Raw genomic sequence first — 23,703 nt, 5'->3', positions numbered from 1 at the left:
GTGCGGGGCTGGGACGGAATGGCTGGGGTGGCAGGGATCGAACCTGCGAATGTCGGTACCAAAAACCGATGCCTTACCACTTGGCTACACCCCAGCAGGTGCGCGCCCCTATAACGCGTCCCGCGCGGAAGGGAAGGGGGTGGGGGCAGTTTGCATTCGCCGTGTCGCGAGATCGCTTTCCAGCTCGGCAATGGTTGCCCGGTCGAGCCGGTAGAACAGCATGGCGACGCCTGCGGGTATGATCATCAGCGCCGGGACTATCGCAAAGGCAAGGTCGATGCCGAATTTCGCGCTCTCGGTCTGGACTGCGCCAGCCTCGAAGCCTGTCAGGGCGAACAGCATGCCCGGCAATGCGGCACCCAGGGCGATCCCGGTCTTGATCGCGAAAACCGCGCCCGACACGGCGAGGCCGGTCATTTGGCGGCCGGTCTGCCATTCGATGTATTCGGCGATATCAGTAAACATCGAATAGGCCAGCAGCATAATCATGCCGAGGCCGACCCCGACGAACACCTGGGCGATTGTCTGCGGCCAGATTGCATCGAGCGGCATGACATAGAAGATGCCGATGGCGCAGACCTTGAGCGCTCCGGCGAAGATCACGAGGTGCCCCTTGTCGAACCGCCGGGCCAGGGCGCCGGCAAGGAGAACGCCCGCGAGCTGTCCCAGGGCAAACGCCGTGTAGAAGAGCCCGATGCGGTCGAGGAACAGGAAGACCGGGCCACCGTCGTCGCCCGCGACGTAGCGGAACCAGAACAGCGCGCTGCCTGCCCGCGCAGCGAGAGCGACTGGCGTGAGCACTGCGGCAATGGCTACCGCGATCCATGCCGGGGTGCGTACGAGCAGCTTCACGTCGTCGCGGATGCGGCCATTGGTTTTCGCCGGGGGAATGCGTTCGCGACTGAAGGCGAAGGCGGAGAGCAACGCCAGCGTGCCGCCGCTGGCCAGAAGAAACATCGTCAGCATGATCCCGCGGCGTTCGTCACCCGCGCCAAGCTCGCGCACGAGCGTGGTGGCGACGATGGCGACAGCGACTACCGCCAGGGCGGAAAAGACCATGCGATACGCCGCCACCGAGGCGCGCGTGTCTGCGTTCGGCGAAATCACCCCCATCAACGCGGAATAGGGGACGTTGGTGGCGGTGAAGGCGATCATCGTCAGCGTGTAGGTGACGTAGGCCCAGACCAGCATGCCCGATGGCGACAGGGCGGGGGCGGCGAAAATCGCCGCGCCGGTAAGGCCGAAGGGAACCGCGCCCCACAACAGATAGGGGCGGTATCGGCCCCAGCGGCTGCGCGTGCGGTCGCCGATCGCCCCCATCACAGGATCGGTCACCGCGTCGAAGAATTTGGTCAGCAGCAACATCAGGCCCATCGCCGCGGGACCCACGCCGCCCAGCTCGACGAAAAAATAGAGCAGGTAGATGTTGAAGAAATTGATGTAGAAGGACGAGGCGAGGTCGCCCACGCCATAGCCGAACTTTTCCAGCCGCGAGACGGGCGGATGCGCGTCAGCCAATCGGATGTCCTCTCCTCACGGCGGTGAAGAAAGGACAGGGCCCGATGCAAGTCAAGCGTCGCTACGCGCGGTGCGCTAGTATTTCTTGCCCGCGAAATCCGCCGCCGAGTGGCGTTCGAGCAGTTGTTCGTCTTCCTCGCCCCAGGCCTTGTTGACGATGCGCCCGCGGCGCACGGCCGGGCGTGCGGCGATCTGCTGCACCCACCGTTCGACGTTTTCGTATTCGTGAATCGACAGGAATGTGCGCGCTTCGCCGTAGATTCCGCCGAACACGAAGGGCGCGAGCCAGGGGAAGGTTGCGATATCGGCGATCGTGTAATCCTGGCCGCCCAGAAATTCGGTCTGGGCGAGACGTTGGTCGGCGACGTCGAACAGCCGCTTGGTTTCCATCGCATAGCGATTGATCGGATATTCGTATTTCTCGGGCGCATAGGCGTAGAAATGGCCGAAGCCGCCGCCGATGAAGGGGGCGCTGCCGACCTGCCAGAACAGCCAGCTGAGCACCTCGGCACGCGAGTGATCGGTGGGCAGGAAGGCGCCGAATTTCTCGGCGAGATGCATCAGGATGGCCCCGCTTTCGAACACCCGGACGGGTTCTTTCCCGCTGCGATCGAGCAGCGTCGGAATCTTGGAATTGGGATTGAGATCGACGAAACCCGATCCGAACTGATGTCCTTCGCCGATGTTGATCGTCCAGGCATCGTATTCCGCATCCGCGTATCCCGCCTCGAGCAGTTCCTCGAACATGACCGTGGCCTTCACGCCGTTCGGCGTTGCCAGCGAATAGAGCTGGAAGTCGTGCTCGCCGACCGGCAGCTGCTGCTGCTCGCGCGCGCCGGCAGTGGGGCGATTGATGTTGGCGAAGCGCCCGCCATTCTCTGCGTCGTGAGTCCAGACTTCTGGCGGGGTATAGGTTGCGTCGGCCAAGCTCGTTCTCCTCTGGGCGGGGCTGGCTAATCCACCCTGCCATTCGTCGCAAGGTGGGGAACCGTAACGCCAATCCCACGGTTCTTGCCTTCGCCATGACGAAGCTCATCTATGTCGACGACGACCTGCCCGGGATCACACGCAAGGGGGCAGGCAGGGGATGGGCTTATTACGATCCCGAAGGCAGTCTCATCACCGATCCGGCGGAAAAACGGCGCCTCAACGCAATCGCCCTGCCGCCCGCCTATACCGATGCCTGGTTCTGTCCTGCACCCAACGGCCACATCCTTGCCACCGGCATCGACGCCAGGGGGCGCAAGCAATATCGGTATCACCCCGAGTTTCGCGCCGCGCGCGAGGGCGAGAAATTCGACAGCTGCATCACCTTCGGCAGCCTGCTCCCGCTGGTGCGCAAGCGCGTCGAGGAGGATCTGCGTGGTCGCAAGCTGACGCGCGAGCGGGCCATCGCCAGCGTGGTTCGGCTGCTCGATCTGGGCGCGGTGCGGGTGGGCAACGAAGGCTACGCGAAGGCCAACAAGAGTTTCGGCGCGACGACGCTGCGCAAGCGCCATGCCGAACTGACCGGCAAAACGCTGCGCCTGCGTTACCAGGGCAAGGGCGGGAAGTTGCGCGAGGTGACGCTGTCCGACGGCAGCCTGGCTCGGATGGTCCGCAAGATGCAGGACCTGCCGGGCCAGAACCTGTTCAAATATGTCGACGAGGAGGGCGAGCATCATGCGGTCTGCTCGTCCGAGGTCAACGACTACCTTCGCGAGGCCATGGGACAGGACTTCACCGCGAAGCATTTCCGGACCTGGCATGCCAGCGTCAAGGCCCTGACGTGCCTGATCGAGGGCGAGGAAGATATGCCGATGAAGGCGCTGCTCGAATGCGTTTCCGAGCACCTCGGCAACACCCCTGCAGTGGCGCGCAAGAGCTATATTCACCCGGCAGTCTTCGAACTGCTCGAAAATCAGAAGGATTGGCGCGCGAAATTGCGCCTGCCGCGCGCGACGCGTTGGCTTACGCGAGAAGAACGCGCGTTGATCGATTTGCTGCAAGAAAGTCCTCGGGCCAAGGACTTGCTCGCCGCGTAGTCCTTGCCTTGCTTTCCCGGCTTCTGTTCGGGACCGTCCTATGGTAGGACTACGCTGTCGATGGAGCGGAGCCGTCGATCGCCCGTGTCGTGTAGTCGCGCATGACCAGGCATCTGTCTTCCGCGGGAAGGTCGCCCCCCTCATGCATCGGCTTACCAATTTCGACGTCAGTCGCGCGTTTCTCACGCGCCGGACGCAATTCGCTGCACAATTGGTTTTCGGGGCCATGTGCGCCGGTGCGATGATCGGCTTGCGTACGGCGGTCGATGTCTGGGCTCCCGCCTCGGGACCATTTGCATTGACTTATCCGACCGTCCTGCTCGCCACTCTCTACGGTCACTGGCGCGCGGGGGTCGTGGCCTTTCTTCTGACCTTTTTCTGGGCGTGGTTCGTCATCCTGCCGCCGGCGAAATCATTGCTGTTCGCGGATCCGACCGATCCGGCGCGCGTGCTGCTCAATGCGGCGGCCGCGCTGGTGGTCATCGTGTTTGCCGAAGCCTTCCGCCGCGCTGCGCATGCCACGATGGATGAAATCCGCGAGCGGGCCGACCGGCGCCTAACCCTGCTGGCCGAGCTCGAGCATCGCACCAAGAACAATTTCGCTCTCGTCGCCAGCATGCTCGAGCTGCAGAAGCGCCGCCTCGCACAGCACGAGCTACATGCCCCGCTCGAGGAAGCCGTCGGCCGTGTGCGGACCTTCGCCGATGCCTATTCTGCCTTGGCGATGTCCCAGTCGGACGAGCCCAATGTCGAGATGAAACCCTATCTCGAATTCCTGCTCGATCGGATCGAGGGCACGAGCCTGCCCCCCGGCGTGCGGCTGTTCCGCGAGATCGACGCGGCCACGCTGACGCGCGAGGAGGCGGTGGCGATCGGCCTCTATCTGAATGAAGCGGTGGCCAATGCCTGCAAATATGCTTTCCCCGGCGGGCGCAAGGGGACCATCGCCGTATTCTTCCATGTCCGTGGCGATGGCTGGCGGTTCACGATCGAGGACGATGGGGTTGGCGCCGATGCCTCGGTCGATCCCGATGGTGGGCTTGGCAGCCAGTTGCTTGCAGCCTTCGCCACGCAGGCCGGGGGGACGCACCATGCCGGTCCCGTCCTCAACGGTTACCGCAGCGAGATGCGCAAGGAAGAGCAATCGGCTGTTGCCTAGGGTAGCCTAAAAGGATACCGGCTTGGGCATGCATCTGGCCGGTTTCAAGATTCGCCAGTGGCGCGAGGCGCAGGATCCCCCGCTCAGCGCGGAGGAGTTCGGCGCACGTTTCGGACAGCCCACGCCCTGGCCCAGCCGGACGGTCTATGGCTGGGAAGCGAAGGGCAAGATCGCCCGTGCTTCGGTGCAGAGACGGCTTGCCGAACTCGGCGTGTGCCAACCGGCCGACTGGATCGAACCGGCCCCGCCATCCTCCGACGAGAAAGGCCTTGCCCCTATGAGCGGCAGCGACGCACACCCGTTTTACGATATGCATACGCATGGCTTCGTCCGCCTGGCGACGGCAACGCCGAAGCTGCGCACGGCGGACATAGCATTCAATGCCGCAGGGATCATCGAATGCGCCCGTCACGCGGCGGCTGAGCATGTCGACCTGTTGCTCTATCCCGAGCTCGCGCTGTCTTCCTACGCGCTCGACGATCTGCATTTGCAGGCGGCGGTGCTCGATGCGGTAGAAGCGCAGGTCGAGGACTTTCTGACGGCTTCACGCGATCTTGCCACCGTGCTCGTTTTCGGCGCACCGCTGCGTCGCAATGGGCGGATCTACAATTGCGCCCTGGTCGCCGCGCGAGGCGAACTGCTCGGGGTGGTGCCGAAGAGCTTCCTGCCCAACTATCGCGAGTATTACGAGAAACGCTGGTTCGCCCACGGGCGCGAATGCATCGGGCTTGAGATCGCCTGCGCCGGGCGCGAGGTGCCATTCGGGACCGATCTCGTCTTTTCCGCCCGGGACCTGCCCGGTTTCACCTTCGGGATCGAAATCTGCGAGGATTTCTGGTCGCCCATCCCGCCGGGGACGATGGCTGCGCTCGCCGGTGCGACGATCGTGCTCAACCTGTCGGCCTCGAACATCACCATCGGCAAGGCCGACGAGCGGCATCTACTCAGTCGCGCGAGTTCGAGTCGTGCAGTGTGCGCCTATGCCTATTCGGCGAGCGGTCATGGCGAGAGCACGACCGACCTCGCCTGGGACGGGCAGGGGATGATCTATGAACTCGGCGAGCTGCTGGTCGAAAGCGAGCGGTTCGATCTCGCCCCCGAACTCTGCGTGGCGGATGTGGATACGCAGCGCATCCTGGCAGAGCGCATGCGGATGCAGACCTTCAACGATGCCGCCGAGGCGGTAGGACGGCCCGAAGACCGCTATCGCAGGATTGCCTTCGAACATGCCGCTCCCCGCGCCGACATCGGCTTGCAGCGTCCCGTGCGCCGCTTCCCCTTCGTGCCGAACCGCGCGCACAAGCTCGACGAGGATTGCTACGAGGCTTTCAACATCCAGGTTGATGCGTTGATGCGCCGTATCGAGGCGACCCTGCCCGAATGCCTTGTCATCGGCATTTCGGGCGGACTCGACAGCACGCATGCGCTGATCGTCGCCGCCAAGGCGATGGACCGGCTGGGCCGGCCCCGCAGCGATATCCGCGGCTACACCATGCCAGGATTCGCCACGTCCGAGGGAACGAAGAGCAATGCCTGGCGGCTGATGGAGGCCTTCGGCGTCACCGCCGAGGAAATCGACATCAAGCCGACTGCGAACCTGATGCTGGAGAACATCGGCCATGCTTTCGCAGATGGCGAACCCGTCTACGATACGACGTTCGAAAACGTGCAAGCCGGGCTTCGGACAGACTACCTTTTCCGCCTTGCAGGCCAGCATGGCGGCTGGGTGGTCGGGACGGGCGATCTCTCCGAGCTTGCGCTCGGCTGGTGTACCTATGGCGTGGGCGACCACATGAGCCATTACGGGGTCAATGCGGGGGTGCCCAAGACGCTGATCCAGTACCTCATCCGCTGGACCATCCAGACCGGGCAATTCGACTCCGGCGTCGACGCGGTGCTGAACGATGTGCTCGACACCGAAATCAGCCCCGAACTGGTGCCCGCGGGGGCGGAGGGCCAGATCCAGAGCACGCAATCGATCATCGGGCCTTACGAGCTCAACGACTTCTTTCTCCATTATGTCATTCGCTGGGGACACAAGCCCAGCCATGTCGCATTCCTCGCCTGGCATGCCTGGAGGGACGCGAAATCGGGGCTTTGGCCGATCGACTTTCCGGATGATGCGAAGAACGAATACGATCTCGCAACGATCGCCGGATGGCTCGAGAAGTTCCTCCAGCGCTTCTTCGGGTTCAGCCAGTTCAAGCGCAGCGCGCTGCCCAATGGGCCCAAGGTCTCGGCCGGCGGTGCACTGAGCCCGCGGGGAGACTGGCGGGCGCCGAGCGATGCGGTGGCGGATACCTGGCTCGCCGAACTTGCAGCTGCCTTGCCACCGCTGGACGCCTGATCGTGCCCGCGCGTGCGCTCGTTATCATGATGGCGTGCAACATCGTCTGGGCGCTCAACGTCGTGGTGAGCAAGATCGCCATCGCCGATCTCGGCGCGCCGCCGCTGTTCTACGCGTTCCTGCGATCGGTGATCGTCGCGCTGGTGCTGATCCCGTTGCTGCGCCCGCTTCCGGCACGATTGTGGCAGGTGCTGGTGATCGGACTGGCGATCAGCGGAGGGTCCTTCGCCCTGCTGTTCATGGGGCTGGCCACGGCAAGCCCTTCGGCGGCGGGGGTGGTGAGCCTCACCGGCGCGCCGATGACCGTGCTCTTCGCGATCCTTTTCCTTGGCGAGCGGGTGCGCTGGCGGCGCGGCATGGGCATCGGTCTCGCCTTTGGCGGCGTGCTCTTTGCCATGGCCGGGGACAACCAGATGGAAACGAGCAGCGGCCTGCTGCTGGTGTTCCTATCGGCGCTGGTCGGTGCATTGGGGTCGGTGTTCGTCAAGCGCCTTGCACTGCCCTCGATCCGCATCCAGGCCTGGGCTGCGGTTGCCTCGATCGCGGTGCTGTTCCCGCTCACGGCGACGATGGAGAGCGGTCAGGTCGCGTCACTTGCCGATGCGCCCCTTGCACTGGCCGGTTGCCTTTTCTTCGCTTCGGTCGTCGTCTCGGTCGGCGCGCATACGGCCTATTATCGGCTGTTGCAGGAGCACGATGCCAATCTAATCGTGCCGCTGACGCTGTTCACGCCGATCCTGACGATCGCCTTCGGCGCCTGGTTGACAGGGGATGCCATCGGCGCCCGCCTGCTGGTGGGAGGCGCCATCGCCCTGCTGGGCGTCGCCATCATCGTCCTGCGTCCAAGCGCGACCTTCACCCGCCGCTTCCTCGTGCGCCCGCGCTTCTGATCAGTCGAGCGTGACCGTCCAGCCGTACGTGTCCTCGACGGCGCCCTTCTGGATGCCGACGAGCTTCTCGCGGATCTTGGTGGTCATCTGTCCGGTGCCGCCACTGCCGATGGTGAATTCGCCGTCGGGGCCGAGCACGGTGCCGACAGGCGTGACCACCGCCGCGGTGCCGCAGGCCATCGTCTCGAGCAGCTTTCCGCTGGTCGCGTCGGCGCGCCACTGGTCGATGCTGTAAGGCTCCTCGCGCACCTGCAGGCCTTCCTCGCGCAGCAGCTGGATCAGGCTGTCGCGGGTGATCCCGGGCAGGATCGTGCCGGTGAGCGGCGGGGTGACGACGCTGCCATCGTCGAAGACGAAGAACAAGTTCATCCCGCCCAGTTCCTCGACCCATTTCTTGTCGACAGCATCGAGGAAGACCACCTGGTCGCAGCCGTTTGCGATCCCCTCGGCTTGCGGCACGAGCGATGCCGCGTAATTGCCGCCGGTCTTGGCCGCGCCGGTGCCGCCTGGGGCTGCGCGGGTGTAGTTGCGGCTGACCCAGATCTTCACCGGCTTGGCGCCGCCTTTGAAATAGGGGCCCACTGGGCTGGCGATGAGGATATATTTGTACTGCCGCGCCGGGCGCACGCCGAGGAAGGCTTCCGAGGCGAACATGAAAGGGCGGAGGTAGAGCGAGCCGTCGGGATCGCCCGGCACCCAGTCGCGGTCCTTGGCGACCAGTTGGCGGATCGATTCGAGGAACAGATCTTCGGGCAGGTCGGGCATCGCCATCCGTCGCGCGCTCTCGTTGAAACGGCGCGCATTCTGTTCGGGGCGGAACAGGGCGAGCGAACCGTCCTCGCGCTTGTAGGCCTTCATGCCTTCGAAGATTTCCTGCGCGTAATGCAGCACCGCTGCGGCGGGATCGAGGCTGATCGGTTCGCGCGGGCCCAGCGTCGCCTTGTGCCAGCCGCCCTTGTCGGCATCGTAGTCGATCACGACCATGTGATCGGTGAAGAGCTTGCCGAAGCCGGGGTCCTGCAGCGCCTGCTGGCGCGTCTCGCCGGGAACCGGGGCGGGGTGAGGGAGATGCTCGAAATCCATGGATGCGCGGGTAATCGCATGGACGACGGCATGCAAGGGAGTGAGTCCTTGCCGAGTGTGCCGTCGGCCTCCGTCCAAGGCTTGGTGCACCGGCCCAAGGGCCGGACCGATGTCGGGCACGCACGCACCACACACAATGAGAAGGGCAGCGCCACCCGGGGGGTGATGCTGCCCTTCGCATGGTCAGCGGCGGGAAGTGCCGCTCACGAAGTCTCTATCGGCTCTGCTTACCGATAGTACCCCGCGCGGAAACTTGCCGACCTCTCTGCTGAACCATGAGACATCGGATCACCTCCTTTCGCGCTGTTAAGAGCCAAAGTACCCCGTCTCCGGGGACAAGACCGCGTTTCGCCGCTGATCTTGGTGATATATTTGAGTCTTCCGCGCCCTCAAAACAACCCTTGAAAAAAAGTTTTCCCACGTCAGAATTGTCGTTTGTGGCCCGGATCGGATTCCGGGCCTTTTCATGCCTGCCCACCACCTGCATCGCGGAGGCAGCCGCCAGCGCGACTCCGGTCAGCGGCAATCCTCGATCACGCGCGTCACCTCGGCCCAAGGCGGCAGGTAAAGTGTGGACAAGCCCGATGTTTCCACAGCGAATCGCCCGCGAGTCACCGCCATCGCATCGAGCAGCGGGTCGCGGGCGGCAAGCGTCGCGGTCACCGATGCCTCCCCTTGTGTCGAGCCACTGGCTGGCAGTGCCCGGTCGACCGTCTCGGTGCGGACGGTCATCGTCGTGGCCCTTGCCCCGCGCCCGGCCCGCGTCAGAGTGATCTTCCCTTCGCGGCGATCGCAGCCGATGGCGAACAGCGGCTCGCCCCCCCGCTCACCATAGAGTGCGGCGCTTCCGCCGGCTTGCGCGCGATAGCTCCAGTCGCCCGGCGTGCGCGGATTGTCGATCCAGTTTTCGGCAGGCGGAGGGGCCGGAGGTGCCGGAGGTGGCGCGGCGGGCGCAATCGTGGGCGACGGCGTAGGTGCGGGCGTCGAATCGGGCGCGGGTACGCAGGCGGCGATGGTGAAGCTGAGCGCGAGGGCGCCGCCGAGATGGCAATAGATCGGTTTCATGCGGAGACAATGATCGCTAACGCGCATGTTTCCAATGGCAAAGAAGAAGCGCCTCGATCAGATGCTGGTGGACCGCGGGCTCGTCGAGAGCCGGACGCGGGCGCAGGCGCTGGTCATGGCGGGGCTGGTCTTCTCGGGCGAAACCAAGCTTGCCAAGCCGGGGCAGCAGCTGGCCGAGGACGCCCCGCTGGATGTGCGCGGGCGCGATCATCCGTGGGTTTCGCGAGGGGGAATCAAACTCGCGCATGCGATCGAGCATTTCGGGCTCGACCCCACCGGCGTCACCGCGATGGATATCGGCAGCTCGACCGGCGGCTTCACCGACGTGCTGCTGCAGGGCGGGGCGGAGCACGTTTTCGCGGTCGACTCCGGCACCAACCAGCTCGCCTGGAAACTGCGGCAGGACCCTCGCGTCACGGTGCTCGAACAGACCAGCGCGCGCACCCTTAGCCGCGAGATGATCGACCGCCCCGTGACATGGGTGGTGTGCGACGCGAGCTTCATCGGCCTCGCAAAGGTGCTCGAAGTGCCGTTACAATTGGCTCAATCGCGCTGCCGCCTCGTCGCGCTGATCAAACCGCAGTTCGAAGTCGGCCGCGAAGAGGTCGGCAAGAAGGGCGTGGTCAGCGATCCGGCGCTCCACCAGCGCGTGTGCGGCGAAGTCCGTGCATGGGTCGAGGGAACAGGCTTCGTGGTCCAGGGGATCGTCGAAAGCCCGATCAAGGGGCCCGAGGGCAATGTCGAATTCCTGATTTCGGCGCTGCGCGATTGACGCTGCGGCGGTGCGCTCGCTAGGCGCTCGTGCAAACGTATTTACGGAGAGAGCATGTCCGCCAATATCGCCGAAATGGAACGCCGTCGCGCCGCCGCTCGCATGGGTGGGGGCGAGAAGCGCATCGCCGCGCAGCACGCCAAGGGCAAGCTGACCGCGCGCGAGCGGCTCGACGTACTGCTCGACGAGGGCAGCTTCGAGGAGCTCGACACTTATGTCGAGCATGACTGCGTCGATTTCGGGATGCAGGACCAGAAGATCCCCGGCGACGGCGTGGTCACCGGCAGCGGCACGATCAATGGCCGCCTCGTCTATGTTTTCAGCCAGGATTTCACCGTCTTCGGCGGCTCGCTGTCGAAGCGGCATGCGGAGAAGATCTGCAAGGTGATGGACACCGCGATGAAGGTCGGCGCGCCCGTGATCGGGCTCAACGACAGCGGCGGCGCACGCATCCAGGAAGGCGTCGCCTCGCTCGGCGGCTATGCCGAGGTGTTCCAGCGCAATGTGCTCGCATCGGGCGTGGTGCCGCAGATCAGCCTCATCATGGGGCCGTGCGCCGGCGGGGCGGTCTATTCGCCCGCGATGACCGACTTCATCTTCATGGTCGAGGACAGCTCCTACATGTTCGTGACCGGCCCCGACGTGGTGAAGACGGTGACCAACGAGGTGGTGACGCAGGAGGAACTTGGCGGGGCGAAAACGCACACCACCAAGACCAGCGTCGCCGACAACAGCTTCGAAAACGACATCGAGACGCTGCTCGCGACGCGCGACTTTTTCGATTTCCTCCCGCTCTCGAACCGCGAGGAAGTGCCCGAGCGTCCGACCTCGGATGCCTGGGACCGCGAGGAGCCGAGCCTCGACACGCTGATCCCCGACAATGCCAACCAGCCCTATGATATGCACGAGGTCATCAGGAAGACGCTGGACGAGGGCGATTTCTTCGAAATCCAGCCGAACCATGCCGCCAACATCATCTGCGGCTTCGGCCGGGTCGAAGGGCGCACGGTGGGCGTGGTGGCAAACCAGCCGATGGTGCTCGCCGGCGTGCTCGACATCAATTCCTCGAAAAAGGCCGCGCGCTTCGTGCGCTTCTGCGATGCCTTCGAAATCCCGATCCTGACCTTCGTCGACGTGCCCGGCTTCCTTCCCGGCACCGCGCAGGAGCACAATGGCATCATCAAGCACGGCGCCAAGCTGCTGTTCGCCTATGCCGAGGCGACCGTGCCAAAGATCACCGTGATCACCCGCAAGGCCTATGGCGGCGCCTATGACGTGATGGCGAGCAAGCACCTGCGGGGCGACTTGAACTACGCCTGGCCCACCGCCGAGATCGCGGTGATGGGCGCCAAGGGCGCGGTCGAGATCATCTTCCGCCAGGACCGCGACGATCCCGACAAGATCGCCGAAAAGACCAAGGAATACGAAGATCGCTTCGCCAACCCCTTCGTGGCAGCGCAGCGCGGCTATATCGACGAGGTGATCTACCCGCACTCGACCCGCCGCCGTATCGCGCTGGGTCTAAGGAAGCTGCGCACGAAGCAGCTCGAGAACCCGTGGAAGAAGCATGACAACATTCCGCTGTGATGGATAGCGACGAACTCATTTCGATTGCTGAGAAATTGGAAGCGGGCGCTTTCGAGGATAACGTCCGCTTTCGCTTTCGCCACATCGTCCACTCTGATGGAATGATCGAGATTGAAGGGGACCAAGGCGGGCTTCGGGAATTTGCGGGGCAAATATTGCGGCTGATTGCGAAGCCCTACGTTGACGGTGCTCACATCCACTTTGATGAAGCAGCGTCTTCCGACCAAGGATCTCAGCCAATGATCGTATCGCGTAAGGAAGGGAGCGGAGATCAATGAAACTCGGCCGTCTCAACCGTCATTGCGAGCGAAGCGAAGCAATCCAGAGTGGTGCGCGGATCGCTCTGGATTACCGCGGCGACTGCGTCGCTTCGCAATGACGAGGGAACCGTGCGTCTACATCATGGCGAGCAGGCGCAATGGCACGATCTATACGGGTGTCACTTCGAACCTGCCGCAGCGTGCATGGCAGCATCGCGAGGGCGTCGCGGACGGGTTTACCAAGCGTTATGGCTGCAAATTGCTGGTCTGGTTCGAACGCCATGAAACGATGGAATCGGCTATTCTGCGCGAAAAGCAGATCAAGGCGGGGAGCCGCACAGCCAAGCTCGCCTTGGTCGAGGCGGAAAATCCGACGTGGCGCGACTTGTATGCTGAGATTGCGCATGCCTAGCCAAGCCGTCATTGCGAGCGTAGCGAAGCAATCTAGAGCGGATCGCGTTCCGCTCTGGATTGCCGCGCCGCTTCGCGGCTCGCAATGACGAAGGATGCAAAATGAAACTCGGCCGTCTCAACCATATCGGCGTCGCCACGCCCTCGATCGCGGAATCGCTGCGCTATTATCGCGATGTGATGGGCGCGACGATCACGCATGAGCCCTTCGATCTCGAGGCGCAGGGGGTGAAGGTCTGCTTCATCGACACGCCGGGTCCTTCGACAGGCTCAGAAAGAGCGGAGTTGAATGGCACGCAGATCGAGCTGATCGAGCCGCTGAGCGAGAACTCGACGCTGACCGGCTTCCTCGCCAAGAACCCCGCCGGGGGGCAGCACCATTTGTGCTACGAGGTCGAGGATATCGAGGAAGCGCGCAGCTGGTTCGAGGGGCTGGGCAAGCGCATTCTCGGCCCGACGCGCATCGGCGCGCATGGCACGCCGATCTTCTTCCTTCACCCCAAGGACATGATGGGCCAGCTGACCGAGATCATGGAGACGCCCAAGGGCGACGCGCACTGGTCGAACTGATCCAGGCCGTCATCCCAGCGAAAGCTGGGATCTGCCTGCGAACTCGCGCGACGTCGACAGCGATCCCGGCTTTCGCCGGGATGACGAAGGAGTTGATGATGCTCTTCTACGACAGCCCGAACCCGGCGCCCAATCCGCGCCGCGTGCGCATCTTTGCTGCCGAGAAGGGCATCGAGATGCCCAGCTGCGAAATCTCGATCCCCAAGCGCGAGCAGAAGGCGCCCGAATTCACCGCCAAGAACCCGCGCGGGCAGACGCCGATCCTCGAACTCGACGATGGTACGGTGATCGCCGAGAGCGTGGCGATCATGCGCTATCTCGAGGCCGAGCATCCCGAGCCGCCGCTGTTCGGCACCACGGCGCGCGAGATCGCCGAAATCGAGATGTGGAACCGCCGCGTCGAAATGATCCTGATGCCGCCGGTCGGCGCGGTGTGGGTGCACACGCATCCCTTCACCGCCGCGCTGCCCGGTCGCAATGCCGAGTGGGGCGAATCCAACCGCCCGCGCGTCGCCGAGGCGATGCGCTTCTTCGACGAGTCGCTCGAGGGCCACGAGTATCTTGCCGGCGATGCCTATTCCGCTGCCGATATCCTGCTGCTGACGACGGTCGATTTCGTCAAGTTCGTCGGGCTGGAGATGCCCGAGGAGTGCGGCAACCTCGCCGCCTGGCACGAGCGCGTTTCAGCACGGCCCAGCGCCGCGGCCTGATTTCCGCAGCGCGCCGTAACGGACTTGCGCCGCGCCCTGTTCGCAGCCACTCTCGGTTGCGAAAGAAAACGCTTGGAGAGAGACGCGTGAGCTACGAAACCATCATCGTCGAGAAAACCGGCCCGCTGACCACGATCACGCTCAACCGGCCCGACCGGCTGAACGCGATGCCGCCGCAGATGGCGGACGAGATCGGCGCGGCCTTCTACGACCTCGGCGACAGCCGCGCAGTGCTGATCACCGGCGCGGGCAAGGGGTTCTGCTCGGGTGCCGATCTCGCCGCGCGGGGCGAGGGCAGCGCGCTGCAGAACAAAGGCGGCAGCCACCGCGCGCTGCAGAACCACTACAACCCGGCGGTGAACATGGTGCTGCGCGCACCGGTGCCGGTGATCTGCGCGGTCAACGGTCCTGCGGCGGGCGTCGGCTGCTCGCTCGCCCTGGCCGGAGACTTCGTCCTTGCCGGACGCTCTGCCTATTTCCTCCAGGCCTTCGTCAATATCGGCTTGGTGCCCGACGGCGGATCGACCTGGCTGCTCAGCCGCGCGATCGGCCGTGCGCGCGCGACGCGCATGATGATGCTGGGCGAGAAGATCGGTGCCGAGCAGGCGGAAGACTGGGGCCTGATCTACAAGGCGTGCGACGACGATGCGCTGATGGACGAGGCGAAGGCGCTGGCCGAGAAGCTCGCCAACGGCCCGACGCTTGCCTACGCGACGATGAAGAAGAACATCGCCACCGCGATGGACGGCACGCTGACCGAAGTGTTCCTCGCCGAGGCCGAGGGCCAGCGGCTGGCGGGCGCAAGCAAGGATGCGATGGAGGGCGGCATGGCCTTCCTCCAGAAGCGCAAGCCCGCCTTCAAGGGCGAGTAAAAGGCGACCTCGCTTTCAAACAATCGTCATTCCCGCGCAGGCGGGAATCCATCCAACTTGGCGATCGATAGCAAGCGTATCTGGACCCCCGCCTACGCGGGGGTGACGACCGTAGGTGGGCGGATAGAGCCACGCCCGCTCTTCCCCTGTGCATACGATTGTGTTTAGGGGCAGGGCATGACCGACAAGCCCACATACGACGACTGGAAGCCCCTCGCCGACAAGGAGGTGAAGGGGCGCGACCTCACCTGGCACACGCCCGAGGGCATTGCGGTGAAGCCGCTGTATACCAGCGAGGACACCAAGGATATCGACCCGGGCGTGCCCGGAATCGCGCCGTTTACGCGCGGACCCTATGCCTCGATGTACACCGGCCGTCCGTGGACCATCCGCCAATATGCGGGCTTCTCGACCGCCGAAGAATCGAACGCCTTCTACCGCCGCAACCTTGCCGCGGGGCAGAAGGGGCTTTCGGTCGCCTTCGATCTCGCCACCCACCGCGGCTACGACTCCGATCATCCGCGCGTCGTGGGCGATGTCGGCAAGGCGGGCGTGGCGATCGACACCGTGCGCGACATGGAAATCCTGTTCGACCAGATCCCGCTCGACCAGATGAGCGTGTCGATGACGATGAACGGCGCGGTGATCCCGGTGATGGCGTTCTACATCGTCGCGGCGGAGCGGCAGGGCGTTGCGCAGGACAAGCTTTCGGGGACCATCCAGAACGACATCCTCAAGGAGTTCATGGTCCGCAACACCTATATCTACCCGCCCGAACCGAGCATGCGGATCGTCTCCGACATCATCGCATATACCTCGGCCAACATGCCGAAATTCAACAGCATTTCGATCTCGGGCTATCACATGCACGAGGCCGGGGCGACTGCGGTGCAGGAACTCGCCTTCACCATCGCCGACGGCAAGGAATACGCCAAGCGCGCGATGGAGGCGGGGCTCGATATCGACGCCTTCGCGCCGCGCCTGTCCTTCTTCTGGGGCATCGGCATGAACTTCTTCATGGAGATCGCCAAGATGCGCGCTGCGCGTCATTTGTGGCACGATGTCATGACCGATCTGGGCGCGCAGAACCCTAAGTCGAAGATGCTACGCACGCACTGTCAGACCTCGGGCGTCTCGCTGCAGGAACAGGACCCGTACAACAACGTCATCCGCACCACGGTGGAGGCGATGGCGGCGGTGCTGGGCGGCACGCAGTCGCTCCACACCAATGCGCTGGACGAAGCGATCGCGCTGCCGACCGATTTCAGCGCCCGCATCGCGCGCAACACGCAGCTGGTGATCCAGGAAGAGACCGGTATCACCAATGTCGCCGATCCGCTGGGCGGCAGCTACTACATCGAAAGCCTCACCGCCGCGCTGGTCGAGGAAGCCCACAAGCTGCTCGACGAGGTCGAGGCCGCGGGCGGGATGACCGAATATGTCGCAAGCGGCAAACCCAAGGCGCAGATCGAAATGGCCGCCGCGGCCAAGCAGGCAAGCGTCGACAAGGGCGAGACGGTGATCGTCGGCGTCAACAAGTACCGCCTGCCCGAAGAAGCCGAGATCGACACGCTCGATATCGACAACCATGCCGTCCGCCAGAGCCAGATCGCGCGGCTCGAAAAGGTTCGTGCAGGTCGCGACGAATTCGCCTGCAAGGCAGCGCTCGATGCGCTGGCGCGCGGTGCGGCGCAGCGCGAGGGCAATCTCCTCGAGCTCGCGGTCGAGGCCGCGCGCCACGATGCGACGCTGGGCGAAATCAGCCAGGCGATGGAAGACGCCTATGGCCGCTACGACACCATGCCCAAGCCGGTGCGCGGGGTGTACTCGCAGGCCTATTCGGAAGACACCCGCTACCAGCAGGTAGTTGCGGGCGTAAAGGCGGTCGAACGCCGCCTTGGCCGCGCGCCCAAGCTGATGGTCGCCAAGATGGGTCAGGATGGGCACGACCGCGGCGCCAATGTGATCGCCTCGGCCTTTGCCGACATGGGCTTCGAGGTCGTCTCGGGTCCGCTGTTCCAGACGCCTGCGGAAACCCGCGACATGGCGCTCGAAAACGATGTCGACGCCATCGGCGCGAGCAGCCTCGCGGCGGGCCACAAGACGCTGATCCCCGAACTGATCGACCTGCTCAAGGAGGCGGGTCGCGCCGACATCAAGGTGATCGCCGGCGGCGTGATCCCGCAGAAGGATTACGACTTCCTGCGCGATGCCGGGGTGCAGGGCATCTACGGCCCGGGCAGCAATGTCGTCGAGTGCGCAGCGGACGTGCTGCGGCTGCTCGGCCACAACATGCCGCCTGCGGGAGAGGATTTGGACGAGGCGGCGGAGTGAGTTTCAGCGAAACGTCTGGACTTACAGTTCCGCAAAAGCTTAGCTGTGCGGCGTATGCTGTTTTTGGCGGACTGATTTCGTTCTATCTGATGGTCGGCGCTGCACTTGCCGATTGCACATCGGAGAATGACTGCATCAGCGAAGCTACTCGAGCGATAATGTTCTTTGGAGCGCCTCTCCTCACTTTGGCTGGTGGCGTGTTCCTCACCCGATACTTCATGCGAGACAAAGATTGATCCAAATCCGCACCGACTGGACCCGCGAGGAAATCGCGGAGCTGTTCGACCTTCCGTTCACCGAGCTGCTGTTCCGCGCGGCGAGCGTCCATCGCGCAAACCATCCGCCCGAGCAGATCCAGCTCTGCACGCTGCTCTCGATCAAGACCGGCGGGTGTCCGGAAGATTGCGGTTATTGTTCGCAGTCGGTGAAGGCCGATAGCGGCGTCGAGGCGACCAAGTTGATGGAGGTGCAATCGGTCCTCCAGCGCGCGGCGCAGGCGAAGGATGCAGGTTCGCAGCGCTTCTGCATGGGCGCGGCCTGGCGCAACCCCAAGGACCGCGACATGCCCGCGATCGTCGAGATCGTGAAGGGCGTGCGCGCGATGGGGTTGGAGACCTGCATGACCCTGGGCATGCTGACGCCGAAGCAGGCGGAGATGCTCAAGGAAGCCGGGCTCGACTATTACAATCACAATATCGACAGCAGCCCCGAATATTACGAGCGCGTGATTTCCACCCGCAAGATGGGCGACCGGCTCGATACGCTGCAGAACGTGCGCGATGCGGGCATCAATGTGTGCAGCGGCGGGATCGTCGGCATGGGCGAAACGCGCGAGGACCGGGTGGGCTTCGTCCACACGCTCGCCACGCTCGAACGCCATCCCGAAAGTGTGCCGGTCAACGCGCTGGTGCCTGTGAAGGGCACGGTGCTGGGCGACATGCTCGCCGATACGCCGCTCGCCAAGATCGACGATATCGAATTCGTGCGCACCGTGGCGGTCGCGCGCATCACGATGCCGATGAGCATGGTGCGCCTGTCCGCAGGGCGCGAGTCCATGTCCGAAGCCACGCAGGCTCTGTGCTTCCTCGCCGGGGCGAACTCGATCTTCACCGGCGACAAGCTGCTGACCGCGCCCAATGCGGGCGACGACAGCGACGCGGCGCTGTTCGCGAAGCTGGGGATGACGGCGCTCCAGCAGGAAGAGCCGTTGCGCGCATGCAAAAACCTCGAGCCTGCCGAGTGACTTCACACCCTGACCGTCACCCCGGACTTGATCCGGAGGCACACTTCACCTTAGGCGCAGCGCCAAAAGTAGCGGGATGCCGGATCAGGTCCGGTATGACGGGATTGGATAGTCGGTAAAGGCCACACAATGTTCACAAAAATCCTCATCGCCAACCGCGGCGAAATCGCCTGCCGGGTTATCAAGACGGCCAAGCGGATGGGTATCGCCACCGTCGCAGTCTATTCCGACGCCGATGCGCGGGCGCCCTTCGTGCGTATGGCCGACGAGGCGGTGCATATCGGCCCCGCGCCTGCGGCCGAGAGCTATCTGATTGCCGACAAGATCATCGCCGCCTGCAAGCAGACCGGCGCCGAGGCGGTCCATCCGGGCTATGGTTTCCTCTCCGAACGCGCGAGCTTCGTCGAGGCGCTGGCGAAGGAGAACATCGCTTTCATCGGTCCGCCGGCCAAGGCGATCGCGGCGATGGGCGACAAGATCGAATCGAAGAAGATCGCGCGCGAGGCGGGGGTGAATGTCGTCCCTGGCTTCGTCGGCGAAATCCGCGATACCGACCATGCCGTCGAGATTTCGAACGACATCGGCTACCCGGTGATGATGAAAGCCAGCGCGGGCGGCGGCGGCAAGGGCATGCGCCTCGCCTACTCGGAAAAGGACGTCCGCGAGGGCTTCGAAAGCGTAAAGCGCGAGGGGCTGAATAGCTTCGGCGACGACCGCGTCTTCATCGAGAAGTTCATCGAGGATCCGCGCCATATCGAGATCCAGATCCTCGGCGACACGCATGGCAATGTGATCTACCTCAACGAGCGCGAATGCTCGATCCAGCGCCGCCACCAGAAGGTGGTCGAGGAAGCCCCGTCGCCCTTCGTCACCCCGCAGATGCGCAAGGCCATGGGCGAGCAATGCGTCGCGCTGTCGAAGGCAGTCGGCTATCACAGCGCGGGCACGGTCGAGCTGATCGTCAGCGGCGCGGACAAGACCGGCGAGAGCTTCTACTTCCTCGAAATGAACACCCGCCTGCAGGTGGAACACCCGGTGACCGAGGCGATCACCGGCGTCGACCTGGTCGAACAGATGATCCGGGTCGCGGCGGGCGAGAAGCTCGAAATCGCGCAGGACGATGTGAGAATCGACGGATGGGCGATCGAAAATCGGGTCTATGCCGAAGATCCCTATCGCGGCTTCCTGCCCTCGACGGGCCGCCTGGTGCGCTACCAGCCGCCGGTCGAACCCTGGGCCGATGACGGCGCGGAGAACGGCCGCCGCGGTGTGGACGGTGTGCGTGTCGACGACGGCGTGTTCGAAGGCGGCGAGGTGTCGATGTTCTACGACCCGATGATCGCCAAGCTGGTCACCTGGGGCGAAACGCGCGACGAAGCCGCCGACCTCCAGATCGCGGCGCTCGACGCCTTCCGCATCGAGGGGCTGGGGCACAATGTCGATTTCCTCAGCGCAATCATGCAGCATCCGCGCTTCCGCTCGGGCGAACTGACCACCGGCTTCATCGCCGAGGAGTATCCCGAAGGGTTCACGGGCGCCGCCACCTCCGAGCGCACGATCGGCGTACTCGCCGCGGTCGCAGGGCTCGTTTCGACCGCCGACGCCGACCGGTCGCGCCGGATCGAGGGCCAGCTCAACGGTCCGCTACTGCCGCCGGGCGACTGGACGGTCCGCATCGACGGCGAGGACCATGCAGTCGTGCTCGAGGAAGACGGCGTTTATGTCGACGGCGACCAGGTGACGCTGGCCTTCGAATACACGCCGGGCGATCGCTTTATCGCGGTCGAACTGTTCGACAATGGTGCGGAGGAGGATGACGCGGCGATCGAAAGCTACGGCATCCAGATCGAACGCACGCGCAGCGGCTATCGCATGACCACGCGCGGGGCCAAGCACGAGCTGCGCATCCTGCCGAGCCGCATCGCCCATCTCGCTTCGCACATGTTCGAGAAGGAGCCGCCCGACCTTTCCAAGATGCTCATCTGCCCGATGCCCGGCTTGCTGGTGAAGCTGCATGTGGGCGAGGGCGAGGAGGTCCAGCCGGGCCAGCCGTTAGCCACGGTCGAGGCGATGAAGATGGAAAACATCCTCCGCGCCGAAAAGCAGGCGACCGTGGGCAAGATCAACGCCGCAGAAGGCGACAGCCTCGCGGTGGACGCGGTGATCCTCGAGCTGGAGTAACTTCGCGCGCTAGAGCGCGAGGTGATAGCACTGGTTGTGCGGGCCGTTTTCATAGCCCGCAAAGCCCTCGCCGGGCTTGAACCCGCGCTTTGCATATAGCTCTACTGCCGGAACGAAGGTCTCGTTGGTGCCTGTTTCGAGGCTGATCCGGCGCAGCGAGCGGCTTCGCGCGACCTCGAGGATATGATCGAGCACGGCCTGCGCGGCGCCCCGGCGAAGGTGGTCGGGATGCGTGCGCATCGACTTGATTTCCGCCTGATCGGCGGACAGCTGCTTGAGCGCGCCGACTGCCAACAGCGTATCGCCATCCCAGGCACCGAAGATCGAGATGTCGGGGCTCGAGAGCCCGGTAAGGTCGAGCGCGAATGATGTGCCCGGTGGCGATGCCTCGTGCATGCCGCGCTGATGCGCTTCGAGCAGGTCGCGCACCTGCCGATCCTCCAGCGATACCGGTCCCACACGCATAGTCATTCCTCCAATATGGCCACTGCGCGGATCCAGCCCGCGCTGGCGCGTTCGATCTTCACCGGGAAACAGCTGAACGTGAAGCCGTGGCTGGGCAGGCTGGCGAGATTGGTGAGCTTTTCGATCTGGTAATAGGGGCGGATGCGCCCGGCCTTGTGGCCTTCCCAGATGATCGACGGGTCTTTCGTCTCGGCCCAGCGTTTCGCGGTGTGGCTGAAGGGCGCATCCCAGCTCCACGCATCGGTCCCCACTACCTCGACGCCGCGCGTCGTCAGCCACAGCGTCGCCTCGGCGCCAAACCCGACGCCCTGATCGGTGAAATTTGCGGTCCCGTAGACCGCGCCCGACTGGACGAGCACGATGTCGAGCGGCTGGAGATCGTAACCGATGGTATCGAACGCCTCCTCGACCTCCGCCGCGCTCACCACGTGGCCATGCGGCAGGTGGCTGAAATCGAGTTTGACGCCCGGGCGCAAGAACCGGTCGAGCGGGGCCTCGTCGATGCTCGGGGCGGGGCGCGCGCCTCCATCCGTGGTCGAGTGATAATGCCACGGCGCGTCCATATGCGTGCCGTTGTGCGTCGAGAGTTCGAGCATCTCGACCGCCCAGCCTTCGCCATCGGGAAGATCGTCCTTCTCGAGGCCGGGAAAGAACATGGCGATCTGCTGCCACGTGCTTTCGTGGGTCATGTACTGGATATTCGGCCGCATCACTTCCGGGTCGGAGATCACCTCGTTGGTGATCGGGATCGAAAGGTCGATGAAGCGGGTCATGCGAGCGCGGCGTCCTCCGGATGCGCATCATGCATCAGGCGCGGTGCGAGGAGAAGCTTGAACAGCACGAACACCGCGCCCGCACCTGCGGCAAAGCCCATGTGCATCAGCCAGAACTGCGTCACCGGCATGTCCTCGAACCAGCCGCCGACCCAGCCGACCAGCGAATTGCCGGCGAAAAAGGCGAGGTAGTAGAGGCCGATCACCGTGGCGTTGATCTGCTTGGGCGCGAGGCGCGCGAACAGCGCCAGGCTGACGGGCAGCATATGCGCGAAGCCGATCGAGTTCACGATATGGAACATGACCGGCCAGAACAGTCCGATCTTCTCGCCTGCAGGTGTGGTCGCGGCGGCCATGTAGAGGCAGGCCATCCCGCCGATCGAGAACAGCGATCCGATGATGATCTTGGTCAGCTCGTCGGGCTCGGTCCATCTGGTCTTCCACCAGCGATAGAAGCCAGCGACGATGGCGAGGAAACTGACCGAGACGATGGCATCGAGCGTCACCAGCCAACCGGTCGGCAGAACCGTATCGCCCCATTGCAGCGCGAAGTCGCGGTCGCCCCAGACGAGATAGGCATTGAAGATCTGGTTGTTGGGCACGATTGCCACCGCGAGTACGGGGATCAGCAGCAATAGCGCCGCAGTCGCCAGCCAGTCCTGCCGCGACATCGGCATCTTGGCTGCGGGCGTCGACGAGGGCACATCGAAATGTTCCTTGGGCAGGTATTTCTGGCCTGCGAGATAGATGCCGAGTCCGAGCAGCATGCCAACGCCTGCCGCGCCGAAGCCATAGTGCCAGCCGACCTTCTCGCCCAATGTGCTCACGACAAGCGGGCTCGCGATGACACCTGCGTTGATGGCAAGGTAGAAGATCTGGAAAGCATCGGCGCGGCGCAGGTCCTCGGGCTTGTAGAGGCTGCCCACCTGGCTCGCGATATTGCCCTTGAACATGCCCGAGCCGAGGATCAGGCACAGCAGCGCGAGGAGGAAGGTGACGTTGAAGGCCATCAGGAAATGGCCCACCGCCATCGTCACAGCGCCGAGCAGCACGGTCCGCCGCTTGCCCAGAACCTTGTCCGCCACCCAGCCGCCGAAGATCGGTGTCAGATAGACGCTGGCGGCATAGGTTCCGAAGATCGCACTGGCGAACTTCTGTCCGTCGATCCCGCCATAGAGGGCGCGCAACTGCTCGATGCCCGCAACCTGTTCGACACTGCCCGGCAGCAGCAGGCTGTGGACCATATAGAGCACCAGCAGCGTCTGCATGCCGTAGAAACTGAAGCGCTCCCATGCCTCGGTGAAGGCGAGGTAGCCGAGCCCCTTGGGATGACCGAGGAAGCTGCGGTCCTCGGCTTCGGAAAAACGGGGTTCGGGGGTCGCTTCGGCGACGGTCATGGGCGCTTCCTCTCCTGTCCGGTGCGAGGGATAGCGTTACGT

The 23,703-nt window shown here is 64.1% G+C and carries 22 protein-coding genes and 1 tRNA gene; 15 read left to right on the top strand and 8 right to left on the bottom strand.

Annotation, left to right across the window (positions count from 1 at the left end):
* Positions 1 to 19: 19 nt before the first annotated feature.
* From ACEQZ0_RS04515 to yghU, 3 genes are all read right to left on the bottom strand, one after another.
* Positions 20 to 94, bottom strand: a tRNA-Gln gene (locus ACEQZ0_RS04515).
* Positions 95 to 108: 14 nt separating this feature from the next.
* The gene (locus ACEQZ0_RS04510; protein ID WP_370188805.1) at positions 109 to 1,518 is read right to left on the bottom strand and encodes an MFS transporter; all 1,410 of its coding nucleotides are present in this window, start codon (positions 1,516 to 1,518) and stop codon (positions 109 to 111) included.
* Positions 1,519 to 1,593: 75 nt separating this feature from the next.
* Positions 1,594 to 2,445, bottom strand: a complete 852-nt coding sequence (gene yghU, locus ACEQZ0_RS04505; RefSeq protein WP_370188803.1) for a glutathione-dependent disulfide-bond oxidoreductase — start codon at positions 2,443 to 2,445, stop codon at positions 1,594 to 1,596.
* Between the two features lie 95 nt (positions 2,446 to 2,540).
* Here yghU and ACEQZ0_RS04500 point away from each other — a divergent pair, with 95 nt between their 5' ends.
* The 4 genes from ACEQZ0_RS04500 to ACEQZ0_RS04485 all read left to right on the top strand — a co-directional run bounded on the left by ACEQZ0_RS04500 (position 2,541) and on the right by ACEQZ0_RS04485 (position 7,938).
* Entirely contained in the window at positions 2,541 to 3,542 is a 1,002-nt protein-coding gene (locus tag ACEQZ0_RS04500) for a DNA topoisomerase IB (RefSeq protein WP_370188801.1), read from the top strand.
* Between the two features lie 142 nt (positions 3,543 to 3,684).
* On the top strand, positions 3,685 to 4,701 hold the full coding sequence (locus tag ACEQZ0_RS04495; RefSeq protein WP_370188799.1) for a sensor histidine kinase: 1,017 nt from the start codon (positions 3,685 to 3,687) through the stop codon (positions 4,699 to 4,701).
* A 277-nt stretch (positions 4,702 to 4,978) separates the two neighbouring features.
* Complete coding sequence (locus tag ACEQZ0_RS04490) at positions 4,979 to 7,048, top strand: NAD(+) synthase (protein WP_370189935.1); 2,070 nt, start codon at positions 4,979 to 4,981, stop codon at positions 7,046 to 7,048.
* A 2-nt stretch (positions 7,049 to 7,050) separates the two neighbouring features.
* On the top strand, positions 7,051 to 7,938 hold the full coding sequence (locus ACEQZ0_RS04485; protein WP_370188797.1) for a DMT family transporter: 888 nt from the start codon (positions 7,051 to 7,053) through the stop codon (positions 7,936 to 7,938).
* Here ACEQZ0_RS04485 and ACEQZ0_RS04480 read toward each other — a convergent pair whose 3' ends face one another.
* Entirely contained in the window at positions 7,939 to 9,021 is a 1,083-nt protein-coding gene (locus tag ACEQZ0_RS04480; RefSeq protein WP_370188795.1) for a branched-chain amino acid aminotransferase, read from the bottom strand.
* 516 nt (positions 9,022 to 9,537) lie between these two features.
* A complete protein-coding gene (locus tag ACEQZ0_RS04475) occupies positions 9,538 to 10,086 on the bottom strand; it encodes a hypothetical protein (RefSeq protein ID WP_370188793.1) in 549 nt (182 codons plus the stop codon).
* Positions 10,087 to 10,120: 34 nt separating this feature from the next.
* Between ACEQZ0_RS04475 and ACEQZ0_RS04470 the strand changes: the two genes are divergently transcribed.
* The 11 genes from ACEQZ0_RS04470 (at position 10,121) to ACEQZ0_RS04420 (ending at position 21,026) form a co-directional block, all read left to right on the top strand.
* Entirely contained in the window at positions 10,121 to 10,858 is a 738-nt protein-coding gene (locus ACEQZ0_RS04470) for a TlyA family RNA methyltransferase (RefSeq protein WP_370188791.1), read from the top strand.
* Between the two features lie 54 nt (positions 10,859 to 10,912).
* Positions 10,913 to 12,445, top strand: a complete 1,533-nt coding sequence (locus ACEQZ0_RS04465) for an acyl-CoA carboxylase subunit beta (protein WP_370188789.1) — start codon at positions 10,913 to 10,915, stop codon at positions 12,443 to 12,445.
* Positions 12,445 to 12,723 carry a hypothetical protein gene (locus tag ACEQZ0_RS04460; protein WP_370221232.1) on the top strand — a complete coding sequence of 93 codons (279 nt, stop codon included), beginning with the start codon at positions 12,445 to 12,447 and terminating at the stop codon, positions 12,721 to 12,723. Before ACEQZ0_RS04465 ends, ACEQZ0_RS04460 begins: the two co-directional genes overlap by 1 nt.
* 97 nt (positions 12,724 to 12,820) lie before the next feature.
* Positions 12,821 to 13,117: a GIY-YIG nuclease family protein gene (locus ACEQZ0_RS04455; RefSeq protein ID WP_370188785.1), complete on the top strand. Its 297-nt coding sequence runs from the start codon at positions 12,821 to 12,823 to the stop codon at positions 13,115 to 13,117.
* 101 nt (positions 13,118 to 13,218) lie between these two features.
* Positions 13,219 to 13,686: a methylmalonyl-CoA epimerase gene (gene mce, locus ACEQZ0_RS04450; RefSeq protein ID WP_370188783.1), complete on the top strand. Its 468-nt coding sequence runs from the start codon at positions 13,219 to 13,221 to the stop codon at positions 13,684 to 13,686.
* Between the two features lie 80 nt (positions 13,687 to 13,766).
* On the top strand, positions 13,767 to 14,396 hold the full coding sequence (locus ACEQZ0_RS04445; RefSeq protein ID WP_370188781.1) for a glutathione S-transferase family protein: 630 nt from the start codon (positions 13,767 to 13,769) through the stop codon (positions 14,394 to 14,396).
* A gap of 86 nt (positions 14,397 to 14,482) precedes the next feature.
* Entirely contained in the window at positions 14,483 to 15,268 is a 786-nt protein-coding gene (locus tag ACEQZ0_RS04440; protein ID WP_370188779.1) for an enoyl-CoA hydratase-related protein, read from the top strand.
* A 177-nt stretch (positions 15,269 to 15,445) separates the two neighbouring features.
* Positions 15,446 to 17,602, top strand: coding sequence for a methylmalonyl-CoA mutase (gene scpA / locus ACEQZ0_RS04435; RefSeq protein ID WP_370188777.1), 2,157 nt, complete (start codon positions 15,446 to 15,448; stop codon positions 17,600 to 17,602).
* On the top strand, positions 17,599 to 17,838 hold the full coding sequence (locus ACEQZ0_RS04430; protein WP_370188775.1) for a hypothetical protein: 240 nt from the start codon (positions 17,599 to 17,601) through the stop codon (positions 17,836 to 17,838). The genes scpA and ACEQZ0_RS04430 overlap by 4 nt, the downstream gene beginning before the upstream one ends.
* Positions 17,835 to 18,845 (top strand): biotin synthase BioB, encoded by a 1,011-nt coding sequence (bioB, locus tag ACEQZ0_RS04425; RefSeq protein ID WP_370188773.1) that lies wholly within the window; start codon positions 17,835 to 17,837, stop codon positions 18,843 to 18,845. The genes ACEQZ0_RS04430 and bioB overlap by 4 nt, the downstream gene beginning before the upstream one ends.
* A gap of 129 nt (positions 18,846 to 18,974) precedes the next feature.
* Positions 18,975 to 21,026, top strand: coding sequence for a biotin carboxylase N-terminal domain-containing protein (locus ACEQZ0_RS04420; RefSeq protein WP_370188771.1), 2,052 nt, complete (start codon positions 18,975 to 18,977; stop codon positions 21,024 to 21,026).
* 9 nt (positions 21,027 to 21,035) lie between these two features.
* Here ACEQZ0_RS04420 and ACEQZ0_RS04415 read toward each other — a convergent pair whose 3' ends face one another.
* The 3 genes from ACEQZ0_RS04415 to ACEQZ0_RS04405 are packed head-to-tail and all read right to left on the bottom strand — an operon-like array spanning position 21,036 to position 23,661.
* Positions 21,036 to 21,491, bottom strand: coding sequence for a GNAT family N-acetyltransferase (locus ACEQZ0_RS04415; RefSeq protein ID WP_370188768.1), 456 nt, complete (start codon positions 21,489 to 21,491; stop codon positions 21,036 to 21,038).
* Between the two features lie 2 nt (positions 21,492 to 21,493).
* Entirely contained in the window at positions 21,494 to 22,264 is a 771-nt protein-coding gene (locus tag ACEQZ0_RS04410) for a cyclase family protein (protein ID WP_370188766.1), read from the bottom strand.
* On the bottom strand, positions 22,261 to 23,661 hold the full coding sequence (locus ACEQZ0_RS04405; RefSeq protein WP_370188765.1) for a peptide MFS transporter: 1,401 nt from the start codon (positions 23,659 to 23,661) through the stop codon (positions 22,261 to 22,263). Before ACEQZ0_RS04405 ends, ACEQZ0_RS04410 begins: the two co-directional genes overlap by 4 nt.
* Positions 23,662 to 23,703: the final 42 nt, after the last annotated feature.

It is taken from the genome of Qipengyuania sp., assembly GCF_964227205.1.
Lineage (GTDB): Bacteria > Pseudomonadota > Alphaproteobacteria > Sphingomonadales > Sphingomonadaceae > Qipengyuania.
This window is presented reverse-complemented; position numbering and strand designations above follow the sequence as displayed.

Excerpts from the sequence above, each read along its gene's own strand:
- ACEQZ0_RS04500 (WP_370188801.1), top strand. The coding sequence starts at position 2,541 with ATGACGAAGCTCATCTATGTCGACGACGACCTGCCCGGGATCACACGC.
- ACEQZ0_RS04495 (WP_370188799.1), top strand. The coding sequence starts at position 3,685 with ATGCATCGGCTTACCAATTTCGACGTCAGTCGCGCGTTTCTCACGCGC.
- ACEQZ0_RS04490 (WP_370189935.1), top strand. The coding sequence starts at position 4,979 with ATGAGCGGCAGCGACGCACACCCGTTTTACGATATGCATACGCATGGC.
- ACEQZ0_RS04480 (WP_370188795.1), bottom strand. The coding sequence starts at position 9,021 with ATGGATTTCGAGCATCTCCCTCACCCCGCCCCGGTTCCCGGCGAGACG.
- ACEQZ0_RS04475 (WP_370188793.1), bottom strand. The coding sequence starts at position 10,086 with ATGAAACCGATCTATTGCCATCTCGGCGGCGCCCTCGCGCTCAGCTTC.
- ACEQZ0_RS04470 (WP_370188791.1), top strand. The coding sequence starts at position 10,121 with ATGGCAAAGAAGAAGCGCCTCGATCAGATGCTGGTGGACCGCGGGCTC.
- ACEQZ0_RS04465 (WP_370188789.1), top strand. The coding sequence starts at position 10,913 with ATGTCCGCCAATATCGCCGAAATGGAACGCCGTCGCGCCGCCGCTCGC.
- ACEQZ0_RS04460 (WP_370221232.1), top strand. The coding sequence starts at position 12,445 with ATGGATAGCGACGAACTCATTTCGATTGCTGAGAAATTGGAAGCGGGC.
- ACEQZ0_RS04455 (WP_370188785.1), top strand. The coding sequence starts at position 12,821 with ATGACGAGGGAACCGTGCGTCTACATCATGGCGAGCAGGCGCAATGGC.
- mce (WP_370188783.1), top strand. The coding sequence starts at position 13,219 with ATGAAACTCGGCCGTCTCAACCATATCGGCGTCGCCACGCCCTCGATC.
- ACEQZ0_RS04445 (WP_370188781.1), top strand. The coding sequence starts at position 13,767 with ATGACGAAGGAGTTGATGATGCTCTTCTACGACAGCCCGAACCCGGCG.
- scpA (WP_370188777.1), top strand. The coding sequence starts at position 15,446 with ATGACCGACAAGCCCACATACGACGACTGGAAGCCCCTCGCCGACAAG.
- ACEQZ0_RS04420 (WP_370188771.1), top strand. The coding sequence starts at position 18,975 with ATGTTCACAAAAATCCTCATCGCCAACCGCGGCGAAATCGCCTGCCGG.
- ACEQZ0_RS04415 (WP_370188768.1), bottom strand. The coding sequence starts at position 21,491 with ATGCGTGTGGGACCGGTATCGCTGGAGGATCGGCAGGTGCGCGACCTG.
- ACEQZ0_RS04410 (WP_370188766.1), bottom strand. The coding sequence starts at position 22,264 with ATGACCCGCTTCATCGACCTTTCGATCCCGATCACCAACGAGGTGATC.
- ACEQZ0_RS04405 (WP_370188765.1), bottom strand. The coding sequence starts at position 23,661 with ATGACCGTCGCCGAAGCGACCCCCGAACCCCGTTTTTCCGAAGCCGAG.